Source organism: Ectothiorhodospira shaposhnikovii (assembly GCF_016584105.1).
Taxonomy (GTDB): Bacteria; Pseudomonadota; Gammaproteobacteria; order Ectothiorhodospirales; family Ectothiorhodospiraceae; genus Ectothiorhodospira; species Ectothiorhodospira shaposhnikovii.
Genome location: NZ_NRSM01000010.1, coordinates 15,819 through 41,676, shown reverse-complemented (window position 1 = coordinate 41,676; position 25,858 = coordinate 15,819). Strand labels below are relative to the sequence as shown.

Sequence of the window (25,858 nt, the reverse complement as noted above, 5' to 3'; positions counted from 1 at the left end):
ATTCATGCCGGGGAACCGGGCGGGGTCAGTACGGTGGGTCTGCCGGCCAGTGCCGGATCGGTCTGCGGGTAGTCCAGAGTGTAATGCAGGCCTCGACTTTCCTTGCGGCTCTGGGCGCTGCGGATGATGATTTCCGCAACCTGAGCCAGGTTGCGCAGTTCGATCAGATCGTTGGTAACGCGGAAGTTGCTGTAGTACTCGTGGATTTCACCCTGCAGCAGTTCGATGCGCCGCTGCGCCCGCTGCAGTCGCTTGCTGGAGCGTACGATGCCCACGTAGTCCCACATGAAGCGGCGCAACTCTTCCCAGTTGTGGGCCACCACCACCTCTTCGTCGGAATCGGTGACCCGGCTCTCGTCCCAGGCCGGGATCAGATCCATCGGCACCGGCTGCGGGCGCCGCAGGCCCATGTCCTGGGCCGCGGAGCGGGCGAATACCAGGCATTCCAGCAGGGAGTTGCTGGCCATGCGGTTGGCGCCGTGCAGGCCCGTGCAGGCCACTTCACCAATGGCATAGAGTCCGTCCAGATCGGTGCGGGCCGCCAGGTCTGTCATCACGCCGCCGCAGGTGTAGTGGGCGGCGGGCACCACCGGCAGGGGGTCCCGGGTCATGTCGAAGCCGTATTCCAGGCAGCGTTCATGGATGTTGGGGAAATGGGATGTGATGAAATCCGCCGGCTTGTGGGAGATGTCGAGGTAAACGCAGTCGGCGCCCAGGCGTTTCATTTCATGGTCGATGGCCCTGGCGACGATATCCCGGGGGGCCAGTTCCTCCCGGGGGTCGAACCGTTCCATGAAGGGCGTGCCATCCGGCAGCAGCAGTCTGCCGCCTTCACCCCTGACCGCCTCGGAAATGAGGAATGACTTGGCGCTGGGGTGGAAGAGGCAGGTGGGATGAAACTGCATGAATTCCATGTTGGCCACCCGGCAACCGGCCCGCCAGGCCATGGCGATGCCGTCGCCGGTGGAGCCGTCCGGGTTGCTGCTGTAGAGATACACCTTGCTGGCACCGCCGCTGGCAAGGACCACGCAGGGCGCGGCAAAGATTTCCACCTGGTGGGATTTGAGATTGAGCACATAGGCGCCCAGGCAGCGCCGGGGACCCGTCAGGCCGAACTTGTGGCTGGTGAGCAGGTCCACCGCGATGTGGTGCTCGAACAACTCGATGTTGGGATGACGCCGGACCTGTTCCACCAGGGTGTTTTCGATGGCCTTGCCGGTGGCGTCGGCGGCATGCACCACGCGGCGGTGACTGTGGCCACCCTCGCGGGTCAGGTGCAGCTGAACCCGGCCGTCATCTCCGGGTTCCCGGGTGAAGGGGACGCCGAGTTCCTGCAGCCACTGGATGCTTTCCGGGCCGTGTTCCACGGTATGGCGCACGGCGGCCTCGTCGCACAGGCCGCCGCCGGCGTCCAGGGTGTCACGGACATGGGCCTCCAGGGAGTCGTGGCGGTCCAGCACCGCGGATACACCGCCTTGGGCGTAGAAGGTGCTGCCCTCGCAGACGGGACCCTTGCTCAATACGGCCACGCGCTGTTCGGAGGCCAGGTGCAGGGCCAGACTGAGGCCGGCCGCGCCACTGCCGATCACCAGGACATCAACGGATCTGCGGGCCCCCGCCCGGGTTGAATCTTGCATTGCCGGTTATTCTCCAATGGATGGGCCTCGGCCCGGGTGGGGACGACGACCGAAGAAGCTTCACGAAAGGCCGGTGTCCGAGCGGGGGGCTCGCTTGAGGCGATGTCTCGATCTGGGTTATTTTGTCACGGTTTTTTTCAGTGTTACACGCAACGGGCAGACTGACAAATTGACCTGTGCCATGAATTCCCGGGAATGTCTGGAGCATGGTGTAGATTGGGCGTCATTTGCAAGAACTTAACGAGGGTTTTCATGTCCATCGCAGTTAGGGTACAGGACGTGCCCTCAGAGGGGGAGTGCCCGAATGGGCAATAAAGTAACCGACGAGGAGCTGGTCAGGCGTGTTCAAGCCGGAGACAAGAAAGCCTTCGATGTACTGGTGCAGAAGTACCAGCACAAGATCGTCAATCTGGTTTCCCGCTATGTGCACGATCCCGCCATGGCCCTCGATGTGGCCCAGGAGGCTTTCATCAAGGCCTATCGGGGCATGGCCAATTTCAGGGGCGAGAGTGCCTTTTATACATGGCTGTACCGGATTGCCATCAATACGGCCAAGAACCACCTGGTTTCCCAGGGCCGCCGCACGCCGGATATCGAGGTGGATGCCCAGGATGCCGAACAGATGGGAGGGGAGTCCGCTCTCAAGGAATATGCAACCCCGGAAGGGGAATTGCTGTCCGAGGAGATACGCCTTGCCGTGCAGAATGCCATCGGTACATTGCCGGATGATTTGAAGACAGCCATTACCCTGCGTGAGCTGGAGGGAATGAGCTACGAGGAGATTGCCCAGACCATGGGGTGTCCCATCGGTACGGTGCGATCCAGGATTTTCAGGGCGCGGGAAGCGATTGATCGCGTCTTGCGGCCATTGCTTGATTAAATGTGCTTTCAAGAGCGAGACGTATCATGACGACCACTAAAGAGGAAAGACTCTCGGCGTTGGTGGATGACGAGGCCGAGGCCTTTGAGACACGCCGATTGCTGGATGAGATTGAAAAGAACCCCGAGGATCTGGCCCGCTGGGGCCGATATCACCTGATGGGGGATGTCATGCGGGGCAACCTGGATCGCATCGCCCCCCCCGATTTTTCCGCCCGCGTCATGGCGGCGGTGGACCAGGAATCCACGCCGGAAAGTATGTCCCCCCAATCTTTTCAAGGGCGTCTGCTCAAGCCGGTAGCCGGCATGGGCATGGCAGCCGCCGTGGCCGTGGCTGTTCTGGTGGGATTGCAGAACTTCACTGCTGATCATTCCGAGCCGGGTATTGAGCCCAGCCTGGCAGGCAGCGAGCCGGTGATCCGTGCCGCCCAATGGGATGCCGGCCAGCGCAATGCCCTGCAGTCGATACTGGAGCCGGACAGCCGTGCCGCCCAGGTACAGCACTCACCCCTGGAATATGGCGGGCAGCATATCCTGCGAATCGGCATGGATGATGCCCGTTTCAGCAGCTATCTGATCAATCATGCTGAATCCGTGGTGGGACGTGGGCCGGTGTCCCCCTACGCCCGGACGGTTGGTCACGGATTCATGGGTGAATAACCCGTGTCGAGGCGCCTGCACCTGACGTTACTGGTGGCGGCGCTGCTGGCCACCGCGACGGCAGCCGCCTCGGAGCAGGCTGCCCATGGCCTGTTGCAGAAGATGATCAGGGCGGTGGATGAACTCAATTACGAGGGCATCTTTGTCTTTGCCCATGACCAGCGCATGGAAACCCTGCAGATCATCCATGCCAGGGATGAGCGGGGCTCCCGGGAACGGCTGGTGGCTCTGACCGGGTCTCCCCGCGAGATCATCAAGGACGAGAACAGCATCATCTGCGTCCGTCCCGACGACCTGGACCCGGCGCTGTGTCTGGATCCGGGCAAAAGCCTGCTGGGCCTGTCCGGTGTGATGCCCATCCGTCAGCAGGGCCTGGACGGCCTGGGCGAGAACTACCGGCTGCGCCTGGGAGAACGCTACAGGGTCGCCGGCCTGCCTTGTCGGGAACTGGCGATCATCCCGAGGGATCATCTTCGGTATGGTCATCAGCTCTGCATCCACGAACCCACCGGCATGTTGTTGCAATCCCGGTTATTGAGCCGGGAAGGACGCATCTTCGAGCAGTTCATGTTCACCCGTATCGAGTTTCCCGCCCGGGTGGCCGATGAGCGTCTGCAGGCGCGGATGGAGGGGAAGGGAATGACGGCCCGCCCCATGGAATCGCCTCCCGCGAAGACACATTTCATGGAGCCGGATCCCCAGTGGCGGGTAGGATCCATGCCGGCGGGATTCCGTGTCTCCGGCGTCAGCAAGCGCAACATGGCGGCCAGCCCCCATCCGGTACAGCACATCATCCTCACCGATGGCCTGGCGACGGTATCCATTTTCGTCACGCGGATCGATCGTGCGGAAGATCGCGCGAGCGGAGTGACCCGATCCGGTGGTTTGCACGCCATGGCGCTGCCCTGGGGGGATTACCAGGTGACGGTCCTGGGGGAGGTGCCGGAGGCGACCGTCCGGCTGATTGCCGAATCGGTATTTCATGATGATGAGGATGGCAAGTGATCGAAGAGAACGCCCGTGTGATTGCAGTGGATGAGGTCGGTTTTGCGTGGGTGGAGACCCTTCGCAAGACCGCCTGCGGGACCTGTTCCGTGCAAAAGGGATGTGGCACCAGCGTGATTGCCAAACTGTTCGGGCAGCGGCGCACCCAGGTGCGGGTCATTGATCCCGTCGGGGTCAGCCTGGGCGACGAGGTGATCATCGGCCTGGAGGAATCGGCCCTGGTGCGCGGCTCGCTGGCGATCTACATTCTGCCCCTGCTGGGCATGCTGGTGTTTGCCGCCTTCGGGCAGTGGTTGTGGTCCGGCCATGGCGAGCTTCCCGTGGTGGCGGCCGGAATGACGGGCCTGCTGGCCGGGCTGGGTGCCGTGGCCTGGTTCACCCGACGCATCCGCAGGGATCCACGGTATCAGCCGGTCGTGGTCCGTCGCCTGGGGCCTCCGGCCATCCGGGTTCATGGTGTACTCGCCCCATGAGTGCATTTCCATTTCCCGCGACCTGTCCATGGAAGCGGTTCCGACAACATGCGAGTCCGAAGATGAAGACAGCAAGCCAACATCTGCATGCCTTTCTGCTGATCCTGCTTGTGTCCCTGTGCATGGCTGCAATCCCCGCTCAGGCCAGAGGGCTTCCCGATTTCGTGCCCCTGGTGGAGGCCAACAGCGCGGCGGTGGTGAATATCAGTACGTCCAGGGCCATGGAGCTGCCCAGCGGTCATCCTCCGTTGCAACTGCCCGAGGGGCTACCCGAGGACGGGCCGTTCGGTGATCTTCTGCGTCGCTTTTTCGGTGAACGTGGCGGCAGCAGCACCCCGCCTCCCAGGGGATTTGACAGTACCTCTCTGGGGTCGGGATTCATCATCTCCGCGGACGGCTATGTGGTTACCAATCACCATGTCATCCAGGGGGCTGACGAGATCGAGGTCCGGCTCAGTGACCGGCGAACCTACACCGCCGAGCTGGTGGGTTCCGATCCCAGAACCGATGTGGCGGTCCTGCGGATCCTGGCCCAGGACCTGCCGACCCTTACCCTGGGGGATTCCGAAAGCCTGCGGGTGGGGGAGTGGGTACTGGCCATCGGTTCGCCGTTCGGATTTGATCATTCCGTGACGGCGGGTATCGTCAGCGCCAAGGGACGCAACCTGCCCAGCGAAAGCTATGTTCCCTTCATTCAGACCGACGTGGCCATCAATCCGGGCAATTCCGGTGGTCCGCTGTTCAACATGGATGGGGAAGTGGTGGGGATCAATTCCCAGATCTACAGCCGCACCGGGGGGTTCATGGGCCTGTCCTTCGCCATACCCATCGAGGTGGCCATGGACGTGGTCAACCAGTTGAAGGACAAGGGTTATGTGAGTCGTGGCTGGCTGGGTGTCGTCATCCAGGAAGTGACCCGGGAACTGGCGGATTCGTTCACGATGGAGCGGCCTACCGGGGCACTGGTGGCGAGAGTGTTGCCTGACAGTCCCGCACAGGCCGCGGGACTTCGTACCGGAGACGTGATACTCAGCTTCAATGGGGTGGAGGTGCCCCGTTCCTCGGCACTTCCACCGATCGTTGGTCGGGCGCCCATCGGCAAGCCGGCCCAGGTGGAGATTCTGCGGGACGGCAAGCCCATGACCGTGGAGGTGGTGATTGGCGAGTTGCCCACAGAGGATGAACTGGCCCAGTCCCGTCCCATTGCCCCGGTACCTGCCGAACCCGATTTCAAGCCCTTTGGCATGCATCTGGAAAAGGTCCCCGATGAGTTGCGGGAACGCCTGGAACTGACCGACGGAGGGGTATTGGTCACCGAGGTGGAGGCAGGGCCCGCCCAGCGAGCCGGCATACGCCGCGGTGATGTGGTGCTCATGATCAACAGTCATTCCGTTCAGTCTCTGGAGCGGATGAAGGAGATCGTGGATGCACTGCCTCCGGGACGTGCTGCCCGGGTGCTGGTGCAGCGGACCCAGGGGCCCCTCTGGTTGCCGCTGGATGTGCCGGAATGAACGTTGAACTGACCATCTACCATCGTGATGGTTGTCACCTGTGCGAACGCATGCTTCATCAGCTGCGTTCGCTGCAGGATGAACTGGATTTTGACATCCGTGAGATTGATATTGACGGGGATCCGGCACTGAAGCAGCGCTTCAGTGCCAAGATCCCCGTCCTCGCCGTCGGCGAGGAGATCCTGTGCTGCCACTTCCTGGACGAGCGTGGCCTCAGGCTGGAGCTGGCGGGAGACTAAGGCAGGGTTCAGGATGTGTTTCAGTAAGGCCAGTAAACCAGCTTGTAGGTGCCGATGGCGCCCACCAGGGCCAGAGCGATGAAGCCCATCACCGCAATGCGCTCGGTCCGTTCACGATTCACGATGCGAAAGCCCGGCTCCAGGCGATAGCGCAGGGCAAAGACGCCCACATAGCCCAGAATGCCCGCCGAGGGCACGAAGAAAATTCCCATCAGGACCGACCAGGCCACGAACGGGAAGGGATACTGGGCCAGGGTGAACAGGAAACTGATCACCAGGGCGATCAGGGCTGGAAGGACGGCACCGAGCATCGGGTTTTTCCAGGCCGGATCCGGGCGCCGGGCCTGTGCCTCCGCTTCCAGTCTGGCCGTGAACATGGCGGCGGCCTCTTCCAGGTAGGCGGCCCGGGCCGCGTCCGCGTCCTGATCCGCCATCATCAGGCATCGTTGCCAGAGGATGTCGTCGCGGTCCTGCGCAAATGCCTGCTCCGCGAGTTCCCGGGCCTGTGGGTGATTCTGTGCTGTCATCGAGATCTCCAGTGATTCCGCGAGTGCCGGGTTTACCGCATGTGGTGCCGTAAGGCAATGGTTGCCGCGCCACGATATGGTCGTTGCTGTTACTGCCCCGGTCGAGCCTGTACAATGCGCAGTCCAATCTTGATCAACCCGGTGGGTACATGGCCGGACCATGTGCGTCAGGGTCCCCATATCCCGAGCAGGCCCCATGAGCAGTCAATCCAGCGATTCCAAGATCAGCAGAATCAGAAACTTCTCCATCATTGCCCACATCGACCACGGCAAGTCCACCCTGGCGGACCGCTTCATCCAGGTCTGCGGCGGGCTGGAAGACCGGGAGATGTCCGAGCAGGTGCTGGACTCCATGGATCTGGAAAAGGAACGCGGCATCACCATCAAGGCCCACAGCGTGTCGCTGATGTACACCGCTCGGGACGGTCAGGAGTACCAGCTCAATTTCATTGATACTCCGGGGCACGTGGACTTTTCCTATGAAGTCTCCCGCTCCCTGTCCGCCTGCGAGGGCGCCCTGCTGGTGGTGGACGCCTCCCAGGGTGTGGAGGCTCAGAGCGTGGCCAACTGCTACACGGCCATCGACCAGGGTCTGGAAGTGGTGCCGGTGCTCAACAAGATTGACCTGCCGGCGGCGGAGCCGGAGCGGGTGGCCCACGAGATCGAGGAGATCATCGGCATCGAGGCCCGGGATGCCGTCCACGTCAGCGCCAAGACCGGCGTCGGCGTGCCCGACCTGCTGGAGGCCCTGGTGGCCCGTATTCCACCGCCCCAAGGGGACCCGGATGCCCCCCTGCAGGCCCTGATCATTGACTCCTGGTTCGACAACTACCTGGGCGTGGTGGCCCTGGTGAGGGTGATGCAGGGTGTTCTGCGGCCCAAGCAGAAGATCATTGCCATGTCCACCGGGCGCGCCCATCTGGTGGACCAGGTGGGGGTGTTCACTCCCAAGCCCACCCCTCGGGAGGAATTGGGGGTGGGGCAGGTGGGTTTTGTCATCGCCACCATCAAGGACATTACCGGCGCCAAGGTGGGGGACACCCTCACCGGCGCCGACCGTCCCGCCGCCCAGGCCCTGCCAGGCTTCAAGGAAGTCCAGCCGCGGGTGTTCGCCGGCATCTTCCCGGTCAGCGCCGATGACTACAACAGCCTGCGGGAGGCCCTGGACAAGCTCAAGCTCAACGACGCCTCCCTGCAGTACGAGCCGGAAACCTCCCAGGCCCTGGGGTTCGGGTTCCGTTGCGGATTCCTGGGCATGCTGCACATGGAGATCATCCAGGAGCGCCTGGAGCGGGAATACGACCTGGACCTGATCACCACCGCGCCCACCGTGATCTACCAGGTGGAAACCACCGCCGGCGAGGTGCTGTCCATCCACAATCCGGCGGAGCTGCCGCCGGTGAACACCGTTGCCGAGATTCGCGAGCCCATCATCAATGCCAGCATCCTGGTGCCCCAGGACTATGTGGGGGCGGTGATCACCCTGTGCATCGAGAAGCGCGGGGTGCAGACCCGCATGCAGTACGTGGGCAACCAGATCTCCCTGGGTTACGACATGCCCATGTCCGAGGTGGTATTGGACTTCTTCGACCGCCTGAAATCGGTGAGCCGGGGCTATGCCTCCTTTGACTATGTGCTGACCCGCTTCCAGGCGGCCCCGCTGGTGAAGCTGGACGTGCTCATCAACGGTGACCGGGTGGACGCCCTCTCGCTGATCACTCACCGGGATCAGGCTCAGTACCGGGGCCGCGACCTCACCGAGCGCATGGCGCAACTGATTCCCCGGCAGATGTTCGAAGTAGCCATCCAGGCCGCCATCGGTTCCAAGATCATCGCCCGCTCCACGGTCAAGGCCCTGCGCAAGAACGTGACCGCCAAGTGCTACGGCGGGGATGCCAGCCGCAAGCGCAAGCTGCTGGAAAAGCAGAAGGCGGGCAAGAAGCGGATGAAGCAGATCGGCCGGGTGGAAGTGCCCCAGGAGGCCTTCCTGGCGGTGCTGCAGGTGGATCAGAAGAACTGAGTGATGGGATCGGGTTGTTTGGATTTGAGCATGGAATACGGGTGCCGACAGGGGAGGGCCCATGACGTTTGATCTGGAATTGATTCTGGTTCTGGGAACGCTGGTGACCGGCCTGATCTGGCTGGCGGATGTGGTGTGGTGGCGCAAGGCCCGGGGGGGCGGAATGGAAGAGGCCGGCAAGACCCGGCCCTCCGAGCCTTGGTATGTGGATTATGCCCGCTCCTTTTTTCCCGTGCTGCTGATCGTGCTGGTCCTGCGCTCCTTCGTGGCCGAGCCCTTTCGCATTCCCTCCGGCTCCATGATGCCCACCCTGCTGGTGGGGGACTTCATCCTGGTGAGCAAGTACAGCTACGGTATCCGGCTGCCGGTGGTGCGGACCCGCGTCATCGATCTGGGGCAACCGGAACGGGGAGATGTGGCGGTGTTCCGCTATCCAGAGAATCCGCGGGAGGACTACATCAAGCGCATCGTGGGTCTGCCGGGTGACAAGGTGGCATTTTACGGTAAGCAGCTCTATATCAATGATGTGCCGGTGGAGCAGGTATTCAAGGGACGCTATGAGGGTAGTGGCTCCGGGACGGTGATGGATGGTGCCCACCTGATGGAGGAGCGGATCAACGGTGTTTCCCACCAGGTGTTGCTGTGGCCGGACCGACCTTCCGTGGAGGGCGAGATCATCGTCCCCGCAGGGCACTACTTCACCCTGGGTGATAACCGGGACAACAGTAACGACAGCCGGTTCTGGGGGTTCGTACCGGAGGCAAACCTGGTGGGCAAGGCGTTGTTCATCTGGATGCATTGGGATCATGCTGCCAAGGAAATGGATTTCAGTCGCCTGGGTACCCGCATCCGCTAGGGATGCTCTGAGTCATTCCCGTGCAAGCGGAAATCCAGTCTTGGACCGGGAGTTCTGGACTCCCGCTTGCACGGGAGTGACGAAATAGAGATGGGACTGACGGCATTAAAAGGCGGCGTTGCCTTGGTGGTGGTTTACTCAGGCAGTTCCGATCAAGTCAATTTCTGATGGCAATACAATAGATATCTTCAATGGGGGTCTACGCATGAATCGCATCAACAGGCAGTCGGGCATCGGCCTGATCGGTTTTCTGATCATCGCCGGTTTTCTGGTCGTGATCGGCACCGTGGGTCTGCGGCTCTTCCCGGTCTATACCCAGTACATGACGGTGATTTCGGTGATCAAGGATGTATCCGCTGAATCCGGCGCGTCCGGCAAGAACATTCGCGTGCTCTGGGGCGAGGTGGATCGCCGTTTCCAGATCAATGGCGTGACCCATGTCACCCGTGATGACGTGACCATCGTCGAGCAAAGCGGTGTACGCAGCCTGCGGGTGAAATACGAGGTGCGCACCCCCATGATTGCCAATGTGGATGCCGTGGTCAGTTTTGATCGCAGCTTCACCCTGTCGGAGTAAGGCATGACGTCAAGGGGTCTGGAGGCGCTGTTGCCGGCGTCACTGCATGGATCGGATCTGCTCCGGCAGGCGCTGACCCACCGCAGCGCCAGCCAATGCCACAACGAGCGACTGGAGTATCTGGGGGACAGTGCCCTGAACTTCATTGTCGCGGCGCATTTGTTTGCACTGCGTCCAGAGGCCCCGGAAGGGGAGTTGAGCCGGCTGCGGGCTTCCCTGGTCAACCAGGACAGTCTGGCCCAGATCGCCCGCGACCAGGGCATGGGCACCCTGCTCAGCCTGGGCGACGGGGAGCGAAAGAGCGGGGGGCACCGGCGGGATTCCATCCTGGCGGATGCCCTGGAGGCGGTCATCGGCGCGGTCTACCTGGCCACGGACTTTGTCACCACCCGCGACTTTGTGTTGCGTCTGTACGGGCGGCGGTTTGCCGCCCTGCCCAGTGCGGAAGACCTCAAGGACCCCAAGACCCGGCTGCAGGAGTGGCTGCAGCGCAAGAACCTGGACATTCCCAGCTACCAGGTGCTGGAAGTGACCGGCAAGCCCCATGACCAGCATTTCAAGGCGGCCTGTCACATCAAGTCCCGCAACATCTCGGTGATCGGGGAGGGCAGCAGCCGTCGCCGGGCCGAGCAGGCCGCCGCGGTCAAGGCCTTTGCGGCCCTGACCAATACCGAGGAACAGCAGTTTGGTTGAAGAATCCGAATCCATGGCAGCGGAAGAGATGCCCTCCCGCTGTGGTTATGTGGCCATTGTCGGTCGTCCCAATGTGGGCAAGTCCACCCTGCTCAACCATCTGGTGGGGGAGAAGATCGCGGCCGCCAGCCGCAAGCCCCAGACTACCCGACACCGCATTCGCGGTGTGGTCACGCGCGGCGCGGATCAGCTGGTGCTGGTGGATACCCCCGGGGTGGACCCGTCCACGCCCAAGCTGTTGGGCAAGGTCCTCAACCGTACCGCCCGCGCCACCCTGGATGATGTGGACGGGGTGGTGTTCGTGGTCGAGGCCGGTCGCTGGGAGGCGGGAGACGAGCAGCTGGCCGGCTGGCTGGCCGCCGGCAGCCGCCCGGTGGTGCTGGTGATCAACAAGGTGGACAAGCTCAAGGACAAGGACATCCTGCTGCCGTTTATCGATCAGGTGCGCGGCAAGCTGGATTTCCATGACGTGGTGCCCTTGTCCGCCCTGCGCGGGGTGAACGTGGACCCCCTGGTGACCACCCTCATCGACCTGTTGCCGGCAGGACCGCACCTGTTCCCCGATGACGAGATCACGGACCGCAGCCAGCGGTTCCGGGTCGCGGAAGTGATCCGGGAACAGTTGCTGGAACGCCTGGGACAGGAAGTCCCCTATGCCACCTCGGTGGACGTGGAAACCTGGGAGGACACCGGTACCGCGATCCATATCGGGGCGGTGATCTGGGTGGAGCGGGACAGCCAGAAATCCATCGTCGTCGGCAAGGGCGGTCGCATGATCAAGGCGGTGGGCACCGGTGCCCGGCATGAACTGGAGGACCTGCTCCAGCGCAAGGTGATGCTCAAGCTCTGGGTGAAGCTGCGGGAAGGCTGGCAGGGCGATATCGACGGCATCCGCCGCATGGGGATCGACGTGGAGCCGTGACGACGGTCTCCGGCACTATCGCCTTCGTGCTGCATGCCCGCCCGTACCGGGAGTCCAGTCTGTTGCTGGAATTGCTGACGGCCGCGGAGGGGCGCATGGGGGCCGTCCTGCGCGGTGTGCGGGACCGGGGCCGTCGGCCGCCGCTGTTCGCGTCGCTGGAAGTGACCTGGCGCGGCCGCGGCGAGCTGCGTACCCTGACGGGCTGGGAAGAGCTGGGCGGTGTGTCCCTGAGCGGCAATCGGGCCGTCTGCGGTCTGTATATCAATGAACTGGCGGTGAGGTTGCTGCCCCGGCAAATTCCGCAACCGGAGTTCCTTGCCGTCTATGCCGGGACCCTGTCCGCGCTGGGCGATCCCGGCCTGGCCCTGGAGCCGGCGCTGCGGCGCTATGAACTGGCCCTGCTCAACCTGCTGGGAGAGGGGCTGGAGTTCGTGGTGGTCGAGGATCTGGAACCACGGCGACTCTACCGGGTCGACCCCCTGTCGGGGGTTCGTGAGGCCGATCCCCACGACACGCCTTCATCTCCCCGGACCATCCAGGGGGAGGCCCTGGCGGCCCTGCTCACCGACCGTCTGGATACGCCCGCCCACCGGATCCAGGCCAAGCGGCTGCTGCGCGGGTTGCTGGATCATCATCTGGATGGCAAACCCATTCTGTCACGTCAACTCTTCGCCCGCGGGCGACCGGATGTTTCATCATGAATTCAGTTCCCTCACCCCTGCGCCTGGGTGTCAACATCGATCACATCGCCACCATCCGCCAGCAGCGCCACACCGTCTATCCGGATCTGGCCCAGGCGGTGGGCCTGATCGAGGATGCCGGCGCCGATATCATCACCCTGCACCTGCGCGAGGACCGGCGCCATATCCAGGACGCGGATGTGCGCGGTCTGCGCGGCGTGATCAGGACCGCCATGAATCTGGAGATGGCCGCCACCGAGGAGATGCATGCCATCGCCCTGGAGGTGCGTCCCCGGGCCTGTTGCCTGGTGCCCGAGCGCCGGCAGGAGCTGACCACGGAAGGCGGGCTGGACGTGCTGACCCACGAGGCGCGTCTGCGGGATTACTGCGCGGGTCTGGTCGAGGCGGGCATCGAGGTGTCGCTGTTCGTGGAGCCGGAGCCGGCCCATCTGGATGCGGCCGCGCGCATCGGCGCCCCGGTGGTGGAGCTGCATACCGGGGCCTATGCCTCGGCGACGGATCCGGCTGGCCGGGAAGCACTGCTTGCTCGGATCCGCCGGGCGGCCGCCCATGGGCAGTCGATCGGTCTGACGGTCAATGCCGGTCACGGTCTTGACTACGACAATGTGGGCGCCATTGCCGCCATCCCCCAGCTGCATGAACTCAATATCGGCCATGCCATCATCGCCCGGGCCCTGTTCTGCGGCATCCGCGAGGCGGTGGTGCAGATGCGGGCAGCCATGGACGCGGGGCGTGCATGCGCCTGATCGGCATCGGCACCGACATCACCAGCATCGTGCGCATGACGGCGATGCTGGAGCGCCACGGTGATCGCCTGGCCCGGCGCATCCTGCACCCCGCTGAATATGCCGGTTTCCAGGCCGCCGCCCAGCCGGCCGCCTTCCTGGCGCGGCGTTTTGCCGCCAAGGAAGCCGCCTCGAAGGCCCTGGGGGTCGGGATCGGTGCCCACATGCGCTTCGAGGACGCCCGCGTGGATCATGATGAACGCGGGCGTCCCTTGCTGGTGCTGTCCGGCCCCGCCGCGCTCACCGCGAAGGGGCTGGGAGTGAGGGATATCCAGATCAGCCTGTCCGACGAGCGGGAGTACGCCCTGGCCTTCGTAATCATGGCTGGCTGAGGATGTCGTCTTCCCGTGAAAGCAGATCCTCGACCTCCGTGAGCAGCGCCAGCCGGAGTCTGGGAATGGAGGTTTCCCGCCCGTCGCGCAGCGCACTTTCCAGGGCGCTGGCCGCGGTTTCCAGTCTGGGTGTGGCGCAGTAGCGGGAAGCCCCCTTGAGCTGGTGGGCGAGCTTGAGCAGGATCTGGCGCTTGAGTCCGCTGTCCTTGAGTTGCTGACGCGCCCGCTTGAGATCCCTGAAAAAAAGCGTCGCCAGTTCGTGGGCCAGTTCCGCGGACCCTCCGGCCATGCGCAAGGCGCGCTCCGGGTCATGGGTTAACGCTGTATTGACCGATTGTGCGGGGGCAGGGGTGGCGGGCAGATCCCGCGGGAATCGTGTCAGGCAGTCCCTGATATCTGACTGGCTGGCGGGCTTGGTGAGTACATGATCAAAACCCGTAGTCATGAGACGCTGGTGCACGGACTGGCGGGCATCCGCGGTGACCGCAATGATTCTGGCCCCGGGATCCTGCCGGCGGATCTCCAGAAGTGCCGTCATGCCATCCATCACGGGCATGTGCATGTCCATCAGGATCAGATCATGGTAGCTGGTCAGATATTGGTACATGGCCTGCTCACCGTTTTCCGCCTCATCGACCCGGGCACCGCAATTCAGCACGAACTCACACAGCAGCCGCCGGTTGGTTGCATTGTCGTCGGCCACCAGGACCCGAAGTCCGGACAGGCTCTCGTTCCGGGGGGAATTGTCATCGGTTGGTTCAAGGGCCCCGTTATTCGGGCCGACCCGCAACCGGCGCTCCAGATGCGCTTGCAGCATGTCCAGCGTGAGGAAGGGGGGGATCAGCAGTACACCCTGGCGTCTGAGTTGCTGGAGTAATGTCTCCGGGATCGTGATGAAGGCGGTCAGGATCACCCTTCTGGCCAGGTGCTCGTGGCGAATTATGGTTTCGATCAGTTCCTGGTAGGGTTCTCGCAGCCATATCAGGCCAATGGTTCCGCTGGTGCTTTCAAGCCCCTTGAGGAATGCCGAGGCACGTTGAACACTGGTTACATCAAGACCGAGCATTTCCAGGTGGCTACGGGCGATGAATCGAACCTCGGCATCATCGGTGAGCAGGATGACACCTTCCGGGCAGATATCGTGACAGGAACGCGGCGGGTGAACGGGGCCGCCCATGACTGGAAGATGCAGATGGAAGATGCAGCCTTCGCCCGGTTCGCTGTCTACCACCAGCTCCCCACTGAGTACGCTCACCAGGCCGCGGGCGATGCTCAGGCCAAGACCCGACCCCACCTGCAGGGCGTGTTCATTCTTGCGAATCTGGTAGAACGGTTCGAAAATCTGGTCCAGATACTCCTTCTCTATGCCGGGACCGAAATCTTCCACTGACAGTGAAAGAATCCCCTGGGCATCCGGGTGTGGGCCGACACGCAGGATGACATGATTGTTGCCGGTGAATTTAACGGCGTTGGTCATCACGTTCGTCAGCAATTGCTTGATGCGCAACGGGTCGCTGGTGATCCAGCTGGGGGTGGCCGGGTGCATGAGCAGTGTGATGTCCACATTTTGCCGGCCGGAGCCCTTGCGGCAGAGGCCGATGACTTCCTGCAGCATCTGTCTGAGGTCGAAACGGGTATGGTGGATGGCCACCGTGCCCGCTTCGATGCGTGAGATGTCCAGGAGGTCGTTGACCAGTTTCAGGCTGTCACGGCTGGCATCCTCGATCACGTTGACCCACTGCCGTTCCTGCTCATCCAGGCTGCCATGCTGGCATAGCAACTCGGAATACCCCTTGATGGCGCTCAGGGGGGTTCTCAGCTCGTGGCTGATGCTGGCCAGGAACCGGGTTTTGCGCTGGTTGATGAGTTCGGCCCTTTCATGAGCGGCAGTGAGGGCCTGATTCTTTTCATCGATGAGGTCCAGTTTTTCCCGCAGGGTCACGGTGGCGGCATTGATCCGGTCAATCATCAGCTGGTGAGAGCGTTCAATGCTTTCGGCCATGCTGTTGATGCCCTTTTGCAATGTGCCGATCTCGCCACCCGCCCGCACGCGGCTTCGGGCCGCCAGGTCACCTTGCTGAATCTGGGTGACGGTGGCGGCGATCCTTTCCAGCGGACGGGACAGGGAAAGGGTCCAGCGTGGGATGATCATCAGAATCCCGATGACGATCAGTATGATCAGCGCAACACTCTGCAGCATCCACTGGAACTGCTGAACGCTGGTGTGCAGGTTGCTCAGGCTGATCTGCACACTGCCGATCAGCCGGGGGTCCTGCATGGACGAACCGGTGCCTTCGGGCATCGGCAGGTCGCGCAGGTCCAGGGCACTCAGCAGAATGTCCTGGTGGAACAGCGCACTTTTTTCCGGGAACAGGCGGGTTGCGAAGCGATATTTCCAGTGAGGAATGTCGCCCTGTCCGTGGTGATTTTCGTAGGCGTAGATCAGGTTCCCCTGATGATCCTGAATGAGGATGCTCGCTACGTCCGGCTGTGCCTTGGCCTTGGCGGTGATGGCATCCAGATAAGCCTGGTTACCGGAAATGATCCCGTATTCCGCCGCGGGTCCGAGGAACGCAACCAGGGTTTCTCCCCGTTCCCGGGTCTGGGCCTCCAGTTCCATGACCTTGACACTGCCCCAGTAGATGGTCAGCACAATGGCCACCAGCAGGGTGGGTAACAGTGACAGAGTCAGGACCCGATAGCGGATGCGCCACTGCGTCATGGCGCCTCCACGGTGATGCGCAGGGATCTGGCCACCTGATGATTGACCGATACCTGGTAGAGTTCGGTATGCCGGCGAAGCGCCTTCCAGCCTTCCCTTGCCTGTCCGCGGATCACTGCCAGGGCTTCTTCACCGAGCATTTCAGGTTCGGCATAAATGGAGATCAGGGCACCGGCGCGGTGTAGTGCTTCCGAGTGACCGATCAGTGGCGTCCCAAGGCGGTAAGTGGTCATCATGATGCTGACGATGTTCCTGGGATTGTAGATCTCCCGATCCGGAAGGGTGAGTATGGCGTCCGAGTGCCGGGCCGCCTGAATGAATACATCAAGAAGATTCTGATCGGGTTGTTTTACGAAATATTGCAGGTTTTCGACGGGGGTGCCGGTATCGGTTTGTGACTGGGGCTGGCTTTCCACGACGCTGAAACGTCTGAGGGCCGGTACATGCCGTCTGGCAATCAGCATGCGCTTTTCAAGGGGGATGTCCATGTAAAGGGCGGCAAAGCGTTCCTGATCCGCCACCGACCGGATGAGTCGCTCATGGCTTTCCATGGGAATCATGAAACTCAGTACCCGTGCCTGTTGCGTGAAATTCAACACGTCCTGCAAGGCTCTGGTCCCCGATGTGACGATCATGCAGTCACGGCAATCGAAATGTCCTATCCACTGGGCCGCATTGGTGTCGTCGGCGGATATGAACAGCGGCGGGGGATAGGCCAGGCCGCGACGCAGCGGTGCATAGGCACTCTGATGGATCTCGCTGTCCTGACTGGCCACGAAAAGGATGCGGGGAACCCCTTCATGAAAGATATCTGTAGCCTGTGCCGTGGCCGGGGATATCCATATCCCGATCCAGGTCAACAGGATCATCACTGGATTGAGAAATGCGGCTGTCCTTGTCATGGAAATAGCTTATCCAGAGCCCGTTGACATGTGCCGGAATGTGGCGCTCAGGAAGACGGAGTCCATCTTTTACCGGGACCGATGATCCGGACCGACGGCATGATGGCGAGCCCACGCCCTCTGGGTGGCGGATCGTCCCGGTGGTTTGCCTTCCCAGCCGCACTGGGTAACCGGAATGTCCCGACCTGGATTCCCGGCTGGGCACGGCGGATGTTTCCGGCGTTGCCAGGTGGGATGAAATCGTCATCCATGGCGTGGGCTTCAGCGCGGTCCCGCCGTCTTTCTAACTCCGGTGACACCATGTATATAATGGGGTCCGTCTTTTGAGGCTGTTTTCGCATGAATCATCCAACCCTGGAATCCTTTGTGGGCAATACGCCCCTGATCCGCCTGCAGCGTCTGCCAGGGCAGACCTCCAACACCATTCTTGCCAAACTGGAAGGAAACAATCCCGCCGGCTCCGTCAAGGACCGCCCGGCCCTGCACATGATACAACGTGCCGAAGCCCGTGGTGACATTCGTCCCGGCGATACCCTGATCGAGGCCACCAGCGGCAATACGGGTATTGCCCTGGCCATGGCGGCGGCCATCAAGGGGTATCCCATGATCCTCATCATGCCGGCCAACATGAGCGCGGAACGGCGGGCCGCCATGAAGGCCTTCGGTGCCCGGATCGTCCTGGTCAGCAAGGAGGAGGGCATGGAAGGCGCCCGCGACCTGGCCCAGCAGATGCAGGCCGAGGGCAAGGGGCGGGTGCTGGACCAGTTTGCCAATCCGGACAATCCCCTGGCTCACTATGAAACCACCGGACCCGAGATCTGGCGCGATACCGAGGGCGGCGTCACCCACTTCGTCAGCGCCATGGGTACCACCGGCACCATCATGGGGGTTTCCCGTTACCTCAAGGAGCAGAACCCCGGAGTGAATATCGTCGGCGTGCAGCCGGCGGAGGGGGCCGCCATTCCAGGTATCCGGCGCTGGCCCGAGGCGTATCTGCCCAGAATTTTTGACCCTGCCCGGGTGGATTCGGTCATGGACGTGACCCAGGCCGAGGCGGAGGACACCATGCGCCGTCTGGCCGCGGAGGAGGGCATCTTTGCCGGCGTCTCTTCCGGCGGCGCTGTGGCCGCCGCCCTGCGCCTGTCGGCGGAACTTGAGAATGCGGTGATCGTGGCCATCATCTGCGACCGGGGGGATCGCTACATCTCCACCGGGATCTACCCCGCATGAGTGTGGCATTGTCCGAACCAGTGATGGTCTTCGATATCGAGACCATTCCCGACGTGGCGGGTGGTCGCCGGCTCCTGGGTCTGGACGGGCTGGGAGACGCGGAAGCCGCCAAGGCCATGTTCCAGCTTCGGCTCCAGAAGACCGGCAGTGAGTTCCTTGCCCACCACCTGCATCGGGTGGTGGCCATCTCGGTGGTGCTCGCCACCCGGGATCAGCTCAGGGTCTGGTCCCTGGGGGGACCGGAATCCGACGAGGGCGAGCTGGTCCGGCGCTTTTTCGAAGGCATTGAGCGCTATGCACCCACCCTGGTGACCTGGAACGGCGGCGGCTTCGATCTGCCGGTGCTCCACTACCGCAGTCTGTTGCATGGGGTGTCGGCCCCGCGCTACTGGGATACCGGCGATGATGACCGCAATTTTCGCTACAACAACTATCTCTCCCGCTACCACTGGCGTCACCTGGACCTGATGGACGTACTGGCGGGCTTCCAGATGCGCGCTAATGCCCCCCTGGACGAGGTGGCCACCCTGCTGGGTTTTCCCGGCAAGATGGGCATGAGCGGCGCCGGTGTCTGGGATGCCTGGCTGGCCGGCGACATCCAGGGTATCCGCCATTACTGCGAGACCGACGTCCTCAATACCTATCTGGTCTACCTGCGTTTCGAGCATCTGCGCGGTCGCCTGAGTCCTGACGGGCTGGCCCGCGAACAGTCCCGCCTGGCCGAGATGCTGGCCGCCGCATCCCAGCCCCATCTGCAGGAATTTCTGGCAGCCTGGCAGGGTGCCTCCGTTTCTTCCACCTGAATCGACCAATCACATCCATGAGTTCCCGACGCCGATCCCGGCTGCCCCAGGAGGCAGTCCAGACCCGTATTGACGCCATCACCCACGAAGGCCGGGGCGTTGCCCGTATCGAGGGCAAGACCGTCTTCATCGACGGCGCCCTGCCCGGGGAAACCGTCACCTTCCGCTATCACAAGCAGCATCGGCGCTATGACGAGGGCCGGGTGGAGACGGTGCTGGAGGCCTCGCCGGACCGGGTCGAGCCCCTTTGTCCCCATTTCGGCCTGTGCGGCGGCTGTGCCCTGCAGCACATGGACCCGGCGGCCCAGGTGCGGGCCAAGCAGCAGGTCCTGCTGGACGATCTGCGGCACATCGGTGACGTGGCCCCGCAAGACATCCTGGATCCCATCACCGGCCCGGTCTGGGGCTATCGCCGCAAGGCCCGGCTGGGGGTGAAGCATGTGCCGAAAAAGGGGGGCGTGCTGGTGGGATTCCGGGAAAAGGGCAGCCCCTACCTGGCGGCCCTGACCACCTGCGAGGTGCTGCATCCGGCGGTGGGGCAGCGGATCATGGTACTGCGTGAGCTGATGGGCCGGTTACGGGCCCGGGACCGCATTCCCCAGATCGAGGTGGCGGTGGATGACGCCGACCAGGTGGCCCTGGTGTTCCGTAATCTGGACCCGCTCGATGCCGCGGACGAGGCGATCCTGACGGGTTTTGGTCAGGAAACCGGATTGCAGGTCTGGCTGCAGCCCGGCGGTCCGGAAACCATCACGCCGCTGTGGCCGACCTCCCCTCCGGTGCTGACCTATGGCCATCCCGGGTACGGCACCCGGGTACCGTTTGCCCCGGTGGATTTTTTCCAGGTGAACACCCCCATCAACCGGGCCATGGTGCCGCGGGCCTTGTCCCTGCTGGAGGTGGCGCCGGAACACCGGGTACTGGATCTGTTCTGCGGCCTGGGCAATTTCACCCTGCCCCTGGCGGGGATGGCGCGGGAAGTCATCGGCGTGGAAGGGGATGGGGCCATGGTGGAACGGGCGCGCCGCAATGCGGTCGAAAACGGCATCGACAATACCCGCTACCATGCCGCCGATCTGGCCGCCGACCCGGGCAACGCCCCCTGGCTGTCGGGTCCGGTGGACCGGGTGCTGCTGGATCCGCCCCGTTCCGGGGCCCGGGAGGTGCTGGCGCCGCTGGCCCGTCTGGGGGCCGAGCGCATGGTCTATGTGTCCTGCAATCCGGCCACTCTGGCGCGGGATGCGGGGGAGCTGGTCCACCAGCACGGGTATCGTCTGGTCGCCGCCGGTGTCATGGACATGTTTCCCCATACGGCCCATGTGGAGTCCATGGCACTGTTCGTCCGGGCCTGAACCTGCGAGGCAGTGCCGTCATGATCGACACCACCACCCTGGTCCTGGGCAAGGGACTGCTGACCGCCGCCGTGCTGCTGGGCCTGTGCGGATGGCAGATCCTGTCGGTGCGCCGCGCCCTGGCGGCGCGGCGGCGGGAGCGGGAATCCCCGCCCCCGGACCGCACCTGAAGCGGGATCAGAGATCCCGCAGCAGTTCGTTGATGCCCACCTTGGAACGGGTTTTTTCATCCACCCGCTTCACGATCACGGCGCAGTAGAGGCTGTACTTGCCGTCCTTGGACGGCAGGTTGCCGGACACCACCACCGATCCGGCGGGGATGCGGCCGTAGGTCACTTCGTCCTTCTCCCGGTCATAGATGCGGGTGCTCTGACCGATGTAGACCCCCATGGAGATCACCGAGCCTTCCTCCACGATCACCCCTTCCACCACTTCGGAGCGGGCGCCGATGAAGCAGTTGTCCTCGATGATGGTGGGAGAGGCCTGCAGGGGTTCGAGCACGCCGCCGATGCCCACGCCCCCGGAGAGGTGCACGTTCTTGCCGATCTGGGCGCAGGAACCCACGGTGGCCCAGGTGTCCACCATGGTGCCGGCATCCACATAGGCGCCGATGTTCACGTAGGAAGGCATCAGCACCACGCCGGGGGCGACGTAGGCGCCGCGCCGGGCGGTGGCGGGCGGCACGATGCGCACGCCGCTCTCCCGCAGTTCCCGGGAATTGCTGTCGGCCCACTTGGCGTCCACCTTGTCGTAATAGTTGGTGAAACCGCCCTTCATGAGCTGGTTGTCGTTGATGCGGAACGACAGCAGAACGGCCTTCTTGAGCCATTCGTTCACCACCCACTGGCCGTCGCGCTTTTCGGCCACCCGGGCGGTGCCCCGATCCAGCATGTCGATGGCTTCCATCACCGCATCCTTGAGGCGGGTGTCGGCATTGCGCGGGTTGATCTCGACGCGTCTTTCAAAGGCGTCTTCGATGAGGGTCTGGATGTCGGTCATGGAAAAACTCCGCTGATACGGTGTGATGAAGGTGATTATAGGCCGGGGATCGGCAGGTTCAGTGATCCGCCAGGAACGCCCGGATGCGCCTGGCGGCTTCCACGCATTCCGCCAGGGGGGCCACCAGGGCCATGCGTACCCGGTTGCGGCCGGGGTTGCCGGCGGCGGTGTCCCGGGACAGGTAGCTGCCGGGCAGGACGGTGATGTTCTGGCGGGCAAAGAGTTCGCGGGCGAAATGCTCGTCATCCATGGGGATTTCCGGCCATAGATAGAACCCCGCATCAGGGCGGCTCATGGGCAGGACATCACCCAGAATCTCCAGGACGGCGTCGAACTTGCGGCCGTAGAGATCCCGGTTTTCCGCCACATGGGTCTCGTCATTCCAGGCCGCGATGCTGGCTGCCTGTACCGGGGGCGCCATGCTGCAGCCGTGGTAGGTCCGGTATTGATGAAAGGCCGTCATGACCCGGGCATCACCGGCCACGAAGCCGGAACGCAGGCCCGGCAGATTGGAGCGCTTGGACAGGCTGTGGAAGACCACCACCCGGTTGAAGTCGCCCTGGTGCCGGGCCGCGACCCCGAGCAGGCCCGGCGGCGGTGGCTGGTCGTTGAAATAGATCTCGGAATAGCACTCGTCCGCGGCGATGATGAAATCATGGCGATGGGCCAGTTCCAGCACCCGCACCAGGTAGTCCTCCGGCATCACGCTGCCGCTGGGATTGCCCGGGCTGCACAGATACAGGAGCTGGCAGCGGTCCCACTGTGCCGGTGTGACGGCATCCAGGTCCGGCAGGAAGCCGTGCTCCGGCAGCAGGTCCATGAAGTGGGGCCTGGCACCGGCCAGCAGGGCGGCTCCTTCGTAGATCTGGTAGAACGGGTTGGGCATGAAGACTTCCACCGGTTGCCGGCCACGGTCCACCACGCACTGGGCCAGGGCGAACAGGGCTTCCCGGGTGCCGCTCACGGGCAGGATATGGTGCTGGGGGTCCAACAGGCCCGCGGGCAGGCCGAAGCGTCGGCCGGCCCATCCGGCGATGGCCTCGCGCAGGGCATCCGAACCCCGGGTAAGGGGATAGCCCGACAGGCCGTCCAGATGGGCGATGAGGGCCTCCCGGGCCACGGCGGGCGCCGCGTGACGGGGCTCTCCGATGGACAGGGCGATGTGCCCGAGTCCGGCTGGGGGTGTCACCCCCTGCTTGAGGGAGGCCAGCTTCTGGAAAGGGTAGGGTTGCAGTCGATCCAGATCGGGATTCATCGTGCCGTGTCGTCGGTGGTCGGTTAAGCGGCGCGACAGTATACGCCATAACGACATGATCCGGCCGATCCGGTGGTCCTCACGCGGTCTGGGGGGGGGGGCCGGGTCCTGCAGCGCCTCCCGCAGGCGGTCGGCGATCAATTGACGACGTTCCGGATCCTGGATCGGCCGGTCATCCAGGTCGGTGACGTAGAACACGTCATCGGCCTGTTCTCCGGCAGTGGCGATCTTGGCGTTGTAGACCTTGACCCCGCAGTCCATCAGCACGATGCCGATCCGTGACAGCAATCCCGGCCGGTCGGCCGTGGAAATGGACAGTACCGTGCGGTTGTGGTGGGGCAGGGGATCGAAGCTCACCTGGGTGGCCACGTCGAAATGCTTGAGTCGGCGGGGTGTGGTGCGCCGGATGACCCCGGGACGCTTGTCCGGATCATTGAGCCTTTCCCTGAGCAGTCGGCCGATCTCCTGGACCCGCCCGGCACTGGCAATGGGCTGACCGGTGTCTTCCAGTACCAGGAAGGTATCCAGGGTTCGATCGGTGCGGGTGGTGATGATTCTGGCATCCACGATGTCCAGTCCCAGTTGGGTCAGGGCCGTGGCGGTCAGGGCGAAGAGATGGGGATGATCCTGGGTGTAGAGGAATATCTCGGTGCTGCCGCGGGCGGTTTCCTGGCGGACCAGGATCAGCGGCAGATCCGCTTCATCCACTTCATGGATGGCGCGGGTGTGCCAGGCGATCTCGTCGGCGGAGTGGCGCAGGAAGTATTCCGCGTCGAAATGCGCCCAGATTTCCAGACAGTCGGGTGCCTTCATACCCTGGGCCTTGAGCAGTTCCAGGGCATGGGTCTGCACCTCGCCTACCAGTTCGTCCTGTCCCGGTGGATTGTCCAGGCCGCGGCGCAGCATGCGCTGGGTGGAGGCATGGAGGCTGGAGATCAGCGAGCTTTTCCAGGAATTCCAGAGTTGCGGATTGGTGCCCTGGATGTCCGCCACGGTCAGCAGGTAGAGATGGTTCAGACGCATGCTGTTGCCCACCTGGGCGGCGAATTCCATCACCACCCCCGGATCGGAGATGTCACGCCGTTGCGCAGTCAGGGACATGAGCAGATGGGTTTTCACCAGCCAGGCCACCAGACTGGCGTCATGGACCGCAAGGCCGTGATGCAGGCAGAAGGCGCGCGCCTCGTCGGCGCCCAGTTCGGAATGGTCACCGCCGCGCCCCTTGGCGATGTCATGAAACAGCCCGGCCAGATAAAGCAGTTCGGGTTTGGGAATCTGGCGGAAGATCCGCGCGCATTCGGGCAGGTCGCTCTCGTGTTCGGGTGCCGCGAATCGCCTGAGATTGCGAATCACCCCCAGGATATGCTCGTCCACGGTGTAGATGTGGAACAGATCGTACTGCATCCGTCCCACGATCATCCCGAAGGCCGGCAGATAGGCGGGCAGTACCCCGTAACGGTTCATGCGCCGCAACTGCCGGGTAACCCCATGGGGCTGACGCAGGATTTCCATGAACAAGGTGCGGCAGGCGAGATTACGGCGGAACTCGTCATCGATCAGATGCCGCTGGGCACGGATCTCGCGGATGGTGGACGCCCGGATGCCCTTGAGTTCCGGGTGTTGTTGCAGCATCAGGAAGGTTTCCAGCAGGGCGGGGGGGTACTGGCGAAAGACCTGGGGGTGGGTGATCTCCAGAAATCCCCGTCGGGCCTGGAAGCGGCGATTGATGGGCACCACCTCGTCACGGTGGTCCTCCAGCAGGATGGCCTCGCTGAAGTGTTGCAGCAGCATCTCGTTCAGACGCTCCAGCCCCATCACCGTGCGGAAATATTGCTGCATGAACTGTTCCACGGCCAGATTGTGGTCCTGGTCGGTGAAGCCCAGCAGGTTGGCAAGGCGGCGCTGAAAATCGAACAGCAACCGGTCTTCCTTGCGGCCGCTGAGCATGTGCAGGGCAAAGCGCACCCGCCACAGATAGCTTTGCCCGGCCACCAGGTCGTGGCATTCCGCTTCGGTGAGAAAGCCGTGGGAGACCAGTTCCGCCAGGGCGCTGGCACCGAAGTGGCGCTGGGTCACCCAGCCGATCATCTGGATGTCCCGCAGGCCGCCGGGACCTTCCTTGAGGTTGGGTTCCAGGCGATAGGCGGTTTCGCCGAAGCGCAGGTGCCGGGCTTCCTGTTCCGCCAGCTTGGCGGCGAAGAACTCGCGGCTGTTCCACATGCGCGCCGGGGCGATCCGTTGCCGCAGGGCCTCGAATTGACCCGGTGGCGTCAGCAGGGGGCGTGATTCCAGCAGATTGGTGGCGACGGTGATGTCCCGCGCGGCCTCCCGGGTGCAGTCATCCAGGGTGCGCACGCTGTGTCCGACCTCAAGGCCGATGTCCCAGAGAAAGGTGAGGAACTGACCGATCCGTTCTTCCTGTTCCCGGCTCAGGGACGTGTCGAAGAGCACCAGGATGTCGATGTCCGAGCCGGGATGCAGTTCGCCCCGACCGTAGCCGCCCACGGCCACCAGGCCCAGTCCTGCCTGCCGGTCCAGTGACAGGGCTTCCCAGGCCGCCACCAGCAGGCGGTCCATGGCGGCGGCCCTGGCCTGGACCAGGTCGGTGACATCCACCCCGTCGGTGAAGGCCGCTTCCAGGTCCTTGCGTACCCGGGTGACAAGGGCCGCATACCGTTGCCGCTCAGGCAGTTGCCCGTCGCGAAGGGCCTGGTATGCCGCCTCCCAGCCCAGACGGTGGGCGATGTGGTCCGGCAGGGGGGTCAGGAGGCTCATGGG

Annotated in this window: 24 protein-coding genes and 1 pseudogene; 18 read left to right on the top strand and 7 right to left on the bottom strand. The window is 63.3% G+C overall.

From position 1 onward, the window contains the following. Positions 1-2: 2 nt before the first annotated feature. On the bottom strand, positions 3-1,637 hold the full coding sequence (gene nadB / locus CKO35_RS07400) for an L-aspartate oxidase (RefSeq protein ID WP_200174194.1): 1,635 nt from the start codon (positions 1,635-1,637) through the stop codon (positions 3-5). A gap of 304 nt (positions 1,638-1,941) precedes the next feature. On the opposite strand from nadB, the gene rpoE reads away from it, so the two are divergent. The 6 genes from rpoE to CKO35_RS07370 all read left to right on the top strand — a co-directional run bounded on the left by rpoE (position 1,942) and on the right by CKO35_RS07370 (position 6,404). After that, positions 1,942-2,517 carry an RNA polymerase sigma factor RpoE gene (gene rpoE / locus CKO35_RS07395; protein WP_200174192.1) on the top strand — a complete coding sequence of 192 codons (576 nt, stop codon included), beginning with the start codon at positions 1,942-1,944 and terminating at the stop codon, positions 2,515-2,517. Positions 2,518-2,543: 26 nt separating this feature from the next. Further along, a complete protein-coding gene (locus CKO35_RS07390; RefSeq protein ID WP_200174185.1) occupies positions 2,544-3,176 on the top strand; it encodes a sigma-E factor negative regulatory protein in 633 nt (210 codons plus the stop codon). A 3-nt stretch (positions 3,177-3,179) separates the two neighbouring features. Then, positions 3,180-4,181: a MucB/RseB C-terminal domain-containing protein gene (locus CKO35_RS07385; RefSeq protein ID WP_338031768.1), complete on the top strand. Its 1,002-nt coding sequence runs from the start codon at positions 3,180-3,182 to the stop codon at positions 4,179-4,181. Next, on the top strand, positions 4,178-4,654 hold the full coding sequence (locus CKO35_RS07380; RefSeq protein WP_200174183.1) for a SoxR reducing system RseC family protein: 477 nt from the start codon (positions 4,178-4,180) through the stop codon (positions 4,652-4,654). The genes CKO35_RS07385 and CKO35_RS07380 overlap by 4 nt, the downstream gene beginning before the upstream one ends. Before the next feature lie 62 nt (positions 4,655-4,716). Continuing rightward, on the top strand, positions 4,717-6,165 hold the full coding sequence (locus tag CKO35_RS07375) for a DegQ family serine endoprotease (RefSeq protein WP_200174181.1): 1,449 nt from the start codon (positions 4,717-4,719) through the stop codon (positions 6,163-6,165). After that, positions 6,162-6,404, top strand: a complete 243-nt coding sequence (locus tag CKO35_RS07370; protein WP_200174179.1) for a glutaredoxin family protein — start codon at positions 6,162-6,164, stop codon at positions 6,402-6,404. The genes CKO35_RS07375 and CKO35_RS07370 overlap by 4 nt, the downstream gene beginning before the upstream one ends. A gap of 20 nt (positions 6,405-6,424) precedes the next feature. Here CKO35_RS07370 and CKO35_RS07365 read toward each other — a convergent pair whose 3' ends face one another. Continuing rightward, positions 6,425-6,931: a hypothetical protein gene (locus CKO35_RS07365; protein ID WP_200174177.1), complete on the bottom strand. Its 507-nt coding sequence runs from the start codon at positions 6,929-6,931 to the stop codon at positions 6,425-6,427. Between the two features lie 196 nt (positions 6,932-7,127). Between CKO35_RS07365 and lepA the strand changes: the two genes are divergently transcribed. The 8 genes from lepA to acpS all read left to right on the top strand — a co-directional run bounded on the left by lepA (position 7,128) and on the right by acpS (position 13,817). Continuing rightward, a complete protein-coding gene (lepA, locus tag CKO35_RS07360; protein WP_200174175.1) occupies positions 7,128-8,951 on the top strand; it encodes a translation elongation factor 4 in 1,824 nt (607 codons plus the stop codon). A 61-nt stretch (positions 8,952-9,012) separates the two neighbouring features. Next, complete coding sequence (gene lepB / locus CKO35_RS07355; protein WP_200174173.1) at positions 9,013-9,807, top strand: signal peptidase I; 795 nt, start codon at positions 9,013-9,015, stop codon at positions 9,805-9,807. Positions 9,808-10,012: 205 nt separating this feature from the next. Further along, positions 10,013-10,384, top strand: a complete 372-nt coding sequence (locus CKO35_RS07350; RefSeq protein WP_200174171.1) for a DUF4845 domain-containing protein — start codon at positions 10,013-10,015, stop codon at positions 10,382-10,384. Positions 10,385-10,387: 3 nt separating this feature from the next. Then, positions 10,388-11,077, top strand: coding sequence for a ribonuclease III (rnc, locus tag CKO35_RS07345; protein WP_200174169.1), 690 nt, complete (start codon positions 10,388-10,390; stop codon positions 11,075-11,077). A gap of 13 nt (positions 11,078-11,090) precedes the next feature. Further along, positions 11,091-11,999 (top strand): GTPase Era, encoded by a 909-nt coding sequence (gene era, locus CKO35_RS07340; RefSeq protein WP_200174356.1) that lies wholly within the window; start codon positions 11,091-11,093, stop codon positions 11,997-11,999. Then, positions 11,996-12,700 (top strand): DNA repair protein RecO, encoded by a 705-nt coding sequence (gene recO / locus CKO35_RS07335; protein ID WP_338031767.1) that lies wholly within the window; start codon positions 11,996-11,998, stop codon positions 12,698-12,700. The genes era and recO overlap by 4 nt, the downstream gene beginning before the upstream one ends. Further along, positions 12,697-13,446 carry a pyridoxine 5'-phosphate synthase gene (gene pdxJ / locus CKO35_RS07330; RefSeq protein WP_200174167.1) on the top strand — a complete coding sequence of 250 codons (750 nt, stop codon included), beginning with the start codon at positions 12,697-12,699 and terminating at the stop codon, positions 13,444-13,446. Before recO ends, pdxJ begins: the two co-directional genes overlap by 4 nt. Next, positions 13,437-13,817 (top strand): holo-ACP synthase, encoded by a 381-nt coding sequence (gene acpS / locus CKO35_RS07325; RefSeq protein WP_200174165.1) that lies wholly within the window; start codon positions 13,437-13,439, stop codon positions 13,815-13,817. The genes pdxJ and acpS overlap by 10 nt, the downstream gene beginning before the upstream one ends. Here the strand turns inward: acpS and CKO35_RS07320 are convergent. Together CKO35_RS07320 and CKO35_RS07315 are read right to left on the bottom strand one after the other, a co-directional pair. Continuing rightward, entirely contained in the window at positions 13,804-16,539 is a 2,736-nt protein-coding gene (locus tag CKO35_RS07320) for a response regulator (RefSeq protein ID WP_200174163.1), read from the bottom strand. The genes acpS and CKO35_RS07320 overlap by 14 nt on opposite strands. Continuing rightward, positions 16,536-17,441: a hypothetical protein gene (locus CKO35_RS07315; RefSeq protein WP_200174161.1), complete on the bottom strand. Its 906-nt coding sequence runs from the start codon at positions 17,439-17,441 to the stop codon at positions 16,536-16,538. The genes CKO35_RS07320 and CKO35_RS07315 overlap by 4 nt, the downstream gene beginning before the upstream one ends. A gap of 339 nt (positions 17,442-17,780) precedes the next feature. On the opposite strand from CKO35_RS07315, the gene cysM reads away from it, so the two are divergent. The 4 genes from cysM to CKO35_RS07295 are packed head-to-tail and all read left to right on the top strand — an operon-like array spanning position 17,781 to position 20,996. Continuing rightward, positions 17,781-18,671 carry a cysteine synthase CysM gene (gene cysM / locus CKO35_RS07310; protein WP_200174159.1) on the top strand — a complete coding sequence of 297 codons (891 nt, stop codon included), beginning with the start codon at positions 17,781-17,783 and terminating at the stop codon, positions 18,669-18,671. Continuing rightward, positions 18,668-19,474, top strand: coding sequence for a 3'-5' exonuclease (locus CKO35_RS07305; RefSeq protein WP_242467081.1), 807 nt, complete (start codon positions 18,668-18,670; stop codon positions 19,472-19,474). The genes cysM and CKO35_RS07305 overlap by 4 nt, the downstream gene beginning before the upstream one ends. Before the next feature lie 17 nt (positions 19,475-19,491). Next, positions 19,492-20,826: a 23S rRNA (uracil(1939)-C(5))-methyltransferase RlmD gene (rlmD, locus tag CKO35_RS07300; protein WP_200174157.1), complete on the top strand. Its 1,335-nt coding sequence runs from the start codon at positions 19,492-19,494 to the stop codon at positions 20,824-20,826. A gap of 20 nt (positions 20,827-20,846) precedes the next feature. Next, positions 20,847-20,996: a hypothetical protein gene (locus CKO35_RS07295; protein WP_200174146.1), complete on the top strand. Its 150-nt coding sequence runs from the start codon at positions 20,847-20,849 to the stop codon at positions 20,994-20,996. Between the two features lie 7 nt (positions 20,997-21,003). On the opposite strand, the gene dapD is transcribed toward CKO35_RS07295, so the two are convergent. From dapD to glnD, 3 genes and pseudogenes are all read right to left on the bottom strand, one after another. Beyond that, positions 21,004-21,825, bottom strand: a complete 822-nt coding sequence (gene dapD, locus CKO35_RS07290) for a 2,3,4,5-tetrahydropyridine-2,6-dicarboxylate N-succinyltransferase (protein WP_200174145.1) — start codon at positions 21,823-21,825, stop codon at positions 21,004-21,006. A 58-nt stretch (positions 21,826-21,883) separates the two neighbouring features. Further along, positions 21,884-23,080: a succinyldiaminopimelate transaminase gene (gene dapC, locus CKO35_RS07285; RefSeq protein ID WP_200174353.1), complete on the bottom strand. Its 1,197-nt coding sequence runs from the start codon at positions 23,078-23,080 to the stop codon at positions 21,884-21,886. A 111-nt stretch (positions 23,081-23,191) separates the two neighbouring features. Further along, positions 23,192-25,855, bottom strand: a pseudogene (gene glnD, locus CKO35_RS07280) ([protein-PII] uridylyltransferase); the annotation flags it as partial. Positions 25,856-25,858: the final 3 nt, after the last annotated feature.

What these genes read in the sequence shown, in the direction of transcription:
- acpS (WP_200174165.1), top strand. Translation starts at nt 13,437, where the DNA reads ATGCGCCTGATCGGCATCGGCACCGACATCACCAGCATCGTGCGCATG.
- CKO35_RS07315 (WP_200174161.1), bottom strand. Translation starts at nt 17,441, where the DNA reads ATGACAAGGACAGCCGCATTTCTCAATCCAGTGATGATCCTGTTGACC.
- CKO35_RS07375 (WP_200174181.1), top strand. Translation starts at nt 4,717, where the DNA reads ATGAAGACAGCAAGCCAACATCTGCATGCCTTTCTGCTGATCCTGCTT.
- pdxJ (WP_200174167.1), top strand. Translation starts at nt 12,697, where the DNA reads ATGAATTCAGTTCCCTCACCCCTGCGCCTGGGTGTCAACATCGATCAC.
- era (WP_200174356.1), top strand. Translation starts at nt 11,091, where the DNA reads ATGGCAGCGGAAGAGATGCCCTCCCGCTGTGGTTATGTGGCCATTGTC.
- CKO35_RS07390 (WP_200174185.1), top strand. Translation starts at nt 2,544, where the DNA reads ATGACGACCACTAAAGAGGAAAGACTCTCGGCGTTGGTGGATGACGAG.
- CKO35_RS07305 (WP_242467081.1), top strand. Translation starts at nt 18,668, where the DNA reads ATGAGTGTGGCATTGTCCGAACCAGTGATGGTCTTCGATATCGAGACC.
- CKO35_RS07370 (WP_200174179.1), top strand. Translation starts at nt 6,162, where the DNA reads ATGAACGTTGAACTGACCATCTACCATCGTGATGGTTGTCACCTGTGC.
- dapC (WP_200174353.1), bottom strand. Translation starts at nt 23,080, where the DNA reads ATGAATCCCGATCTGGATCGACTGCAACCCTACCCTTTCCAGAAGCTG.
- rnc (WP_200174169.1), top strand. Translation starts at nt 10,388, where the DNA reads ATGACGTCAAGGGGTCTGGAGGCGCTGTTGCCGGCGTCACTGCATGGA.
- nadB (WP_200174194.1), bottom strand. Translation starts at nt 1,637, where the DNA reads ATGCAAGATTCAACCCGGGCGGGGGCCCGCAGATCCGTTGATGTCCTG.
- CKO35_RS07365 (WP_200174177.1), bottom strand. Translation starts at nt 6,931, where the DNA reads ATGACAGCACAGAATCACCCACAGGCCCGGGAACTCGCGGAGCAGGCA.
- rpoE (WP_200174192.1), top strand. Translation starts at nt 1,942, where the DNA reads ATGGGCAATAAAGTAACCGACGAGGAGCTGGTCAGGCGTGTTCAAGCC.
- lepA (WP_200174175.1), top strand. Translation starts at nt 7,128, where the DNA reads ATGAGCAGTCAATCCAGCGATTCCAAGATCAGCAGAATCAGAAACTTC.
- CKO35_RS07350 (WP_200174171.1), top strand. Translation starts at nt 10,013, where the DNA reads ATGAATCGCATCAACAGGCAGTCGGGCATCGGCCTGATCGGTTTTCTG.
- CKO35_RS07295 (WP_200174146.1), top strand. Translation starts at nt 20,847, where the DNA reads ATGATCGACACCACCACCCTGGTCCTGGGCAAGGGACTGCTGACCGCC.
- lepB (WP_200174173.1), top strand. Translation starts at nt 9,013, where the DNA reads ATGACGTTTGATCTGGAATTGATTCTGGTTCTGGGAACGCTGGTGACC.
- dapD (WP_200174145.1), bottom strand. Translation starts at nt 21,825, where the DNA reads ATGACCGACATCCAGACCCTCATCGAAGACGCCTTTGAAAGACGCGTC.
- cysM (WP_200174159.1), top strand. Translation starts at nt 17,781, where the DNA reads ATGAATCATCCAACCCTGGAATCCTTTGTGGGCAATACGCCCCTGATC.
- CKO35_RS07320 (WP_200174163.1), bottom strand. Translation starts at nt 16,539, where the DNA reads ATGACGCAGTGGCGCATCCGCTATCGGGTCCTGACTCTGTCACTGTTA.
- rlmD (WP_200174157.1), top strand. Translation starts at nt 19,492, where the DNA reads ATGAGTTCCCGACGCCGATCCCGGCTGCCCCAGGAGGCAGTCCAGACC.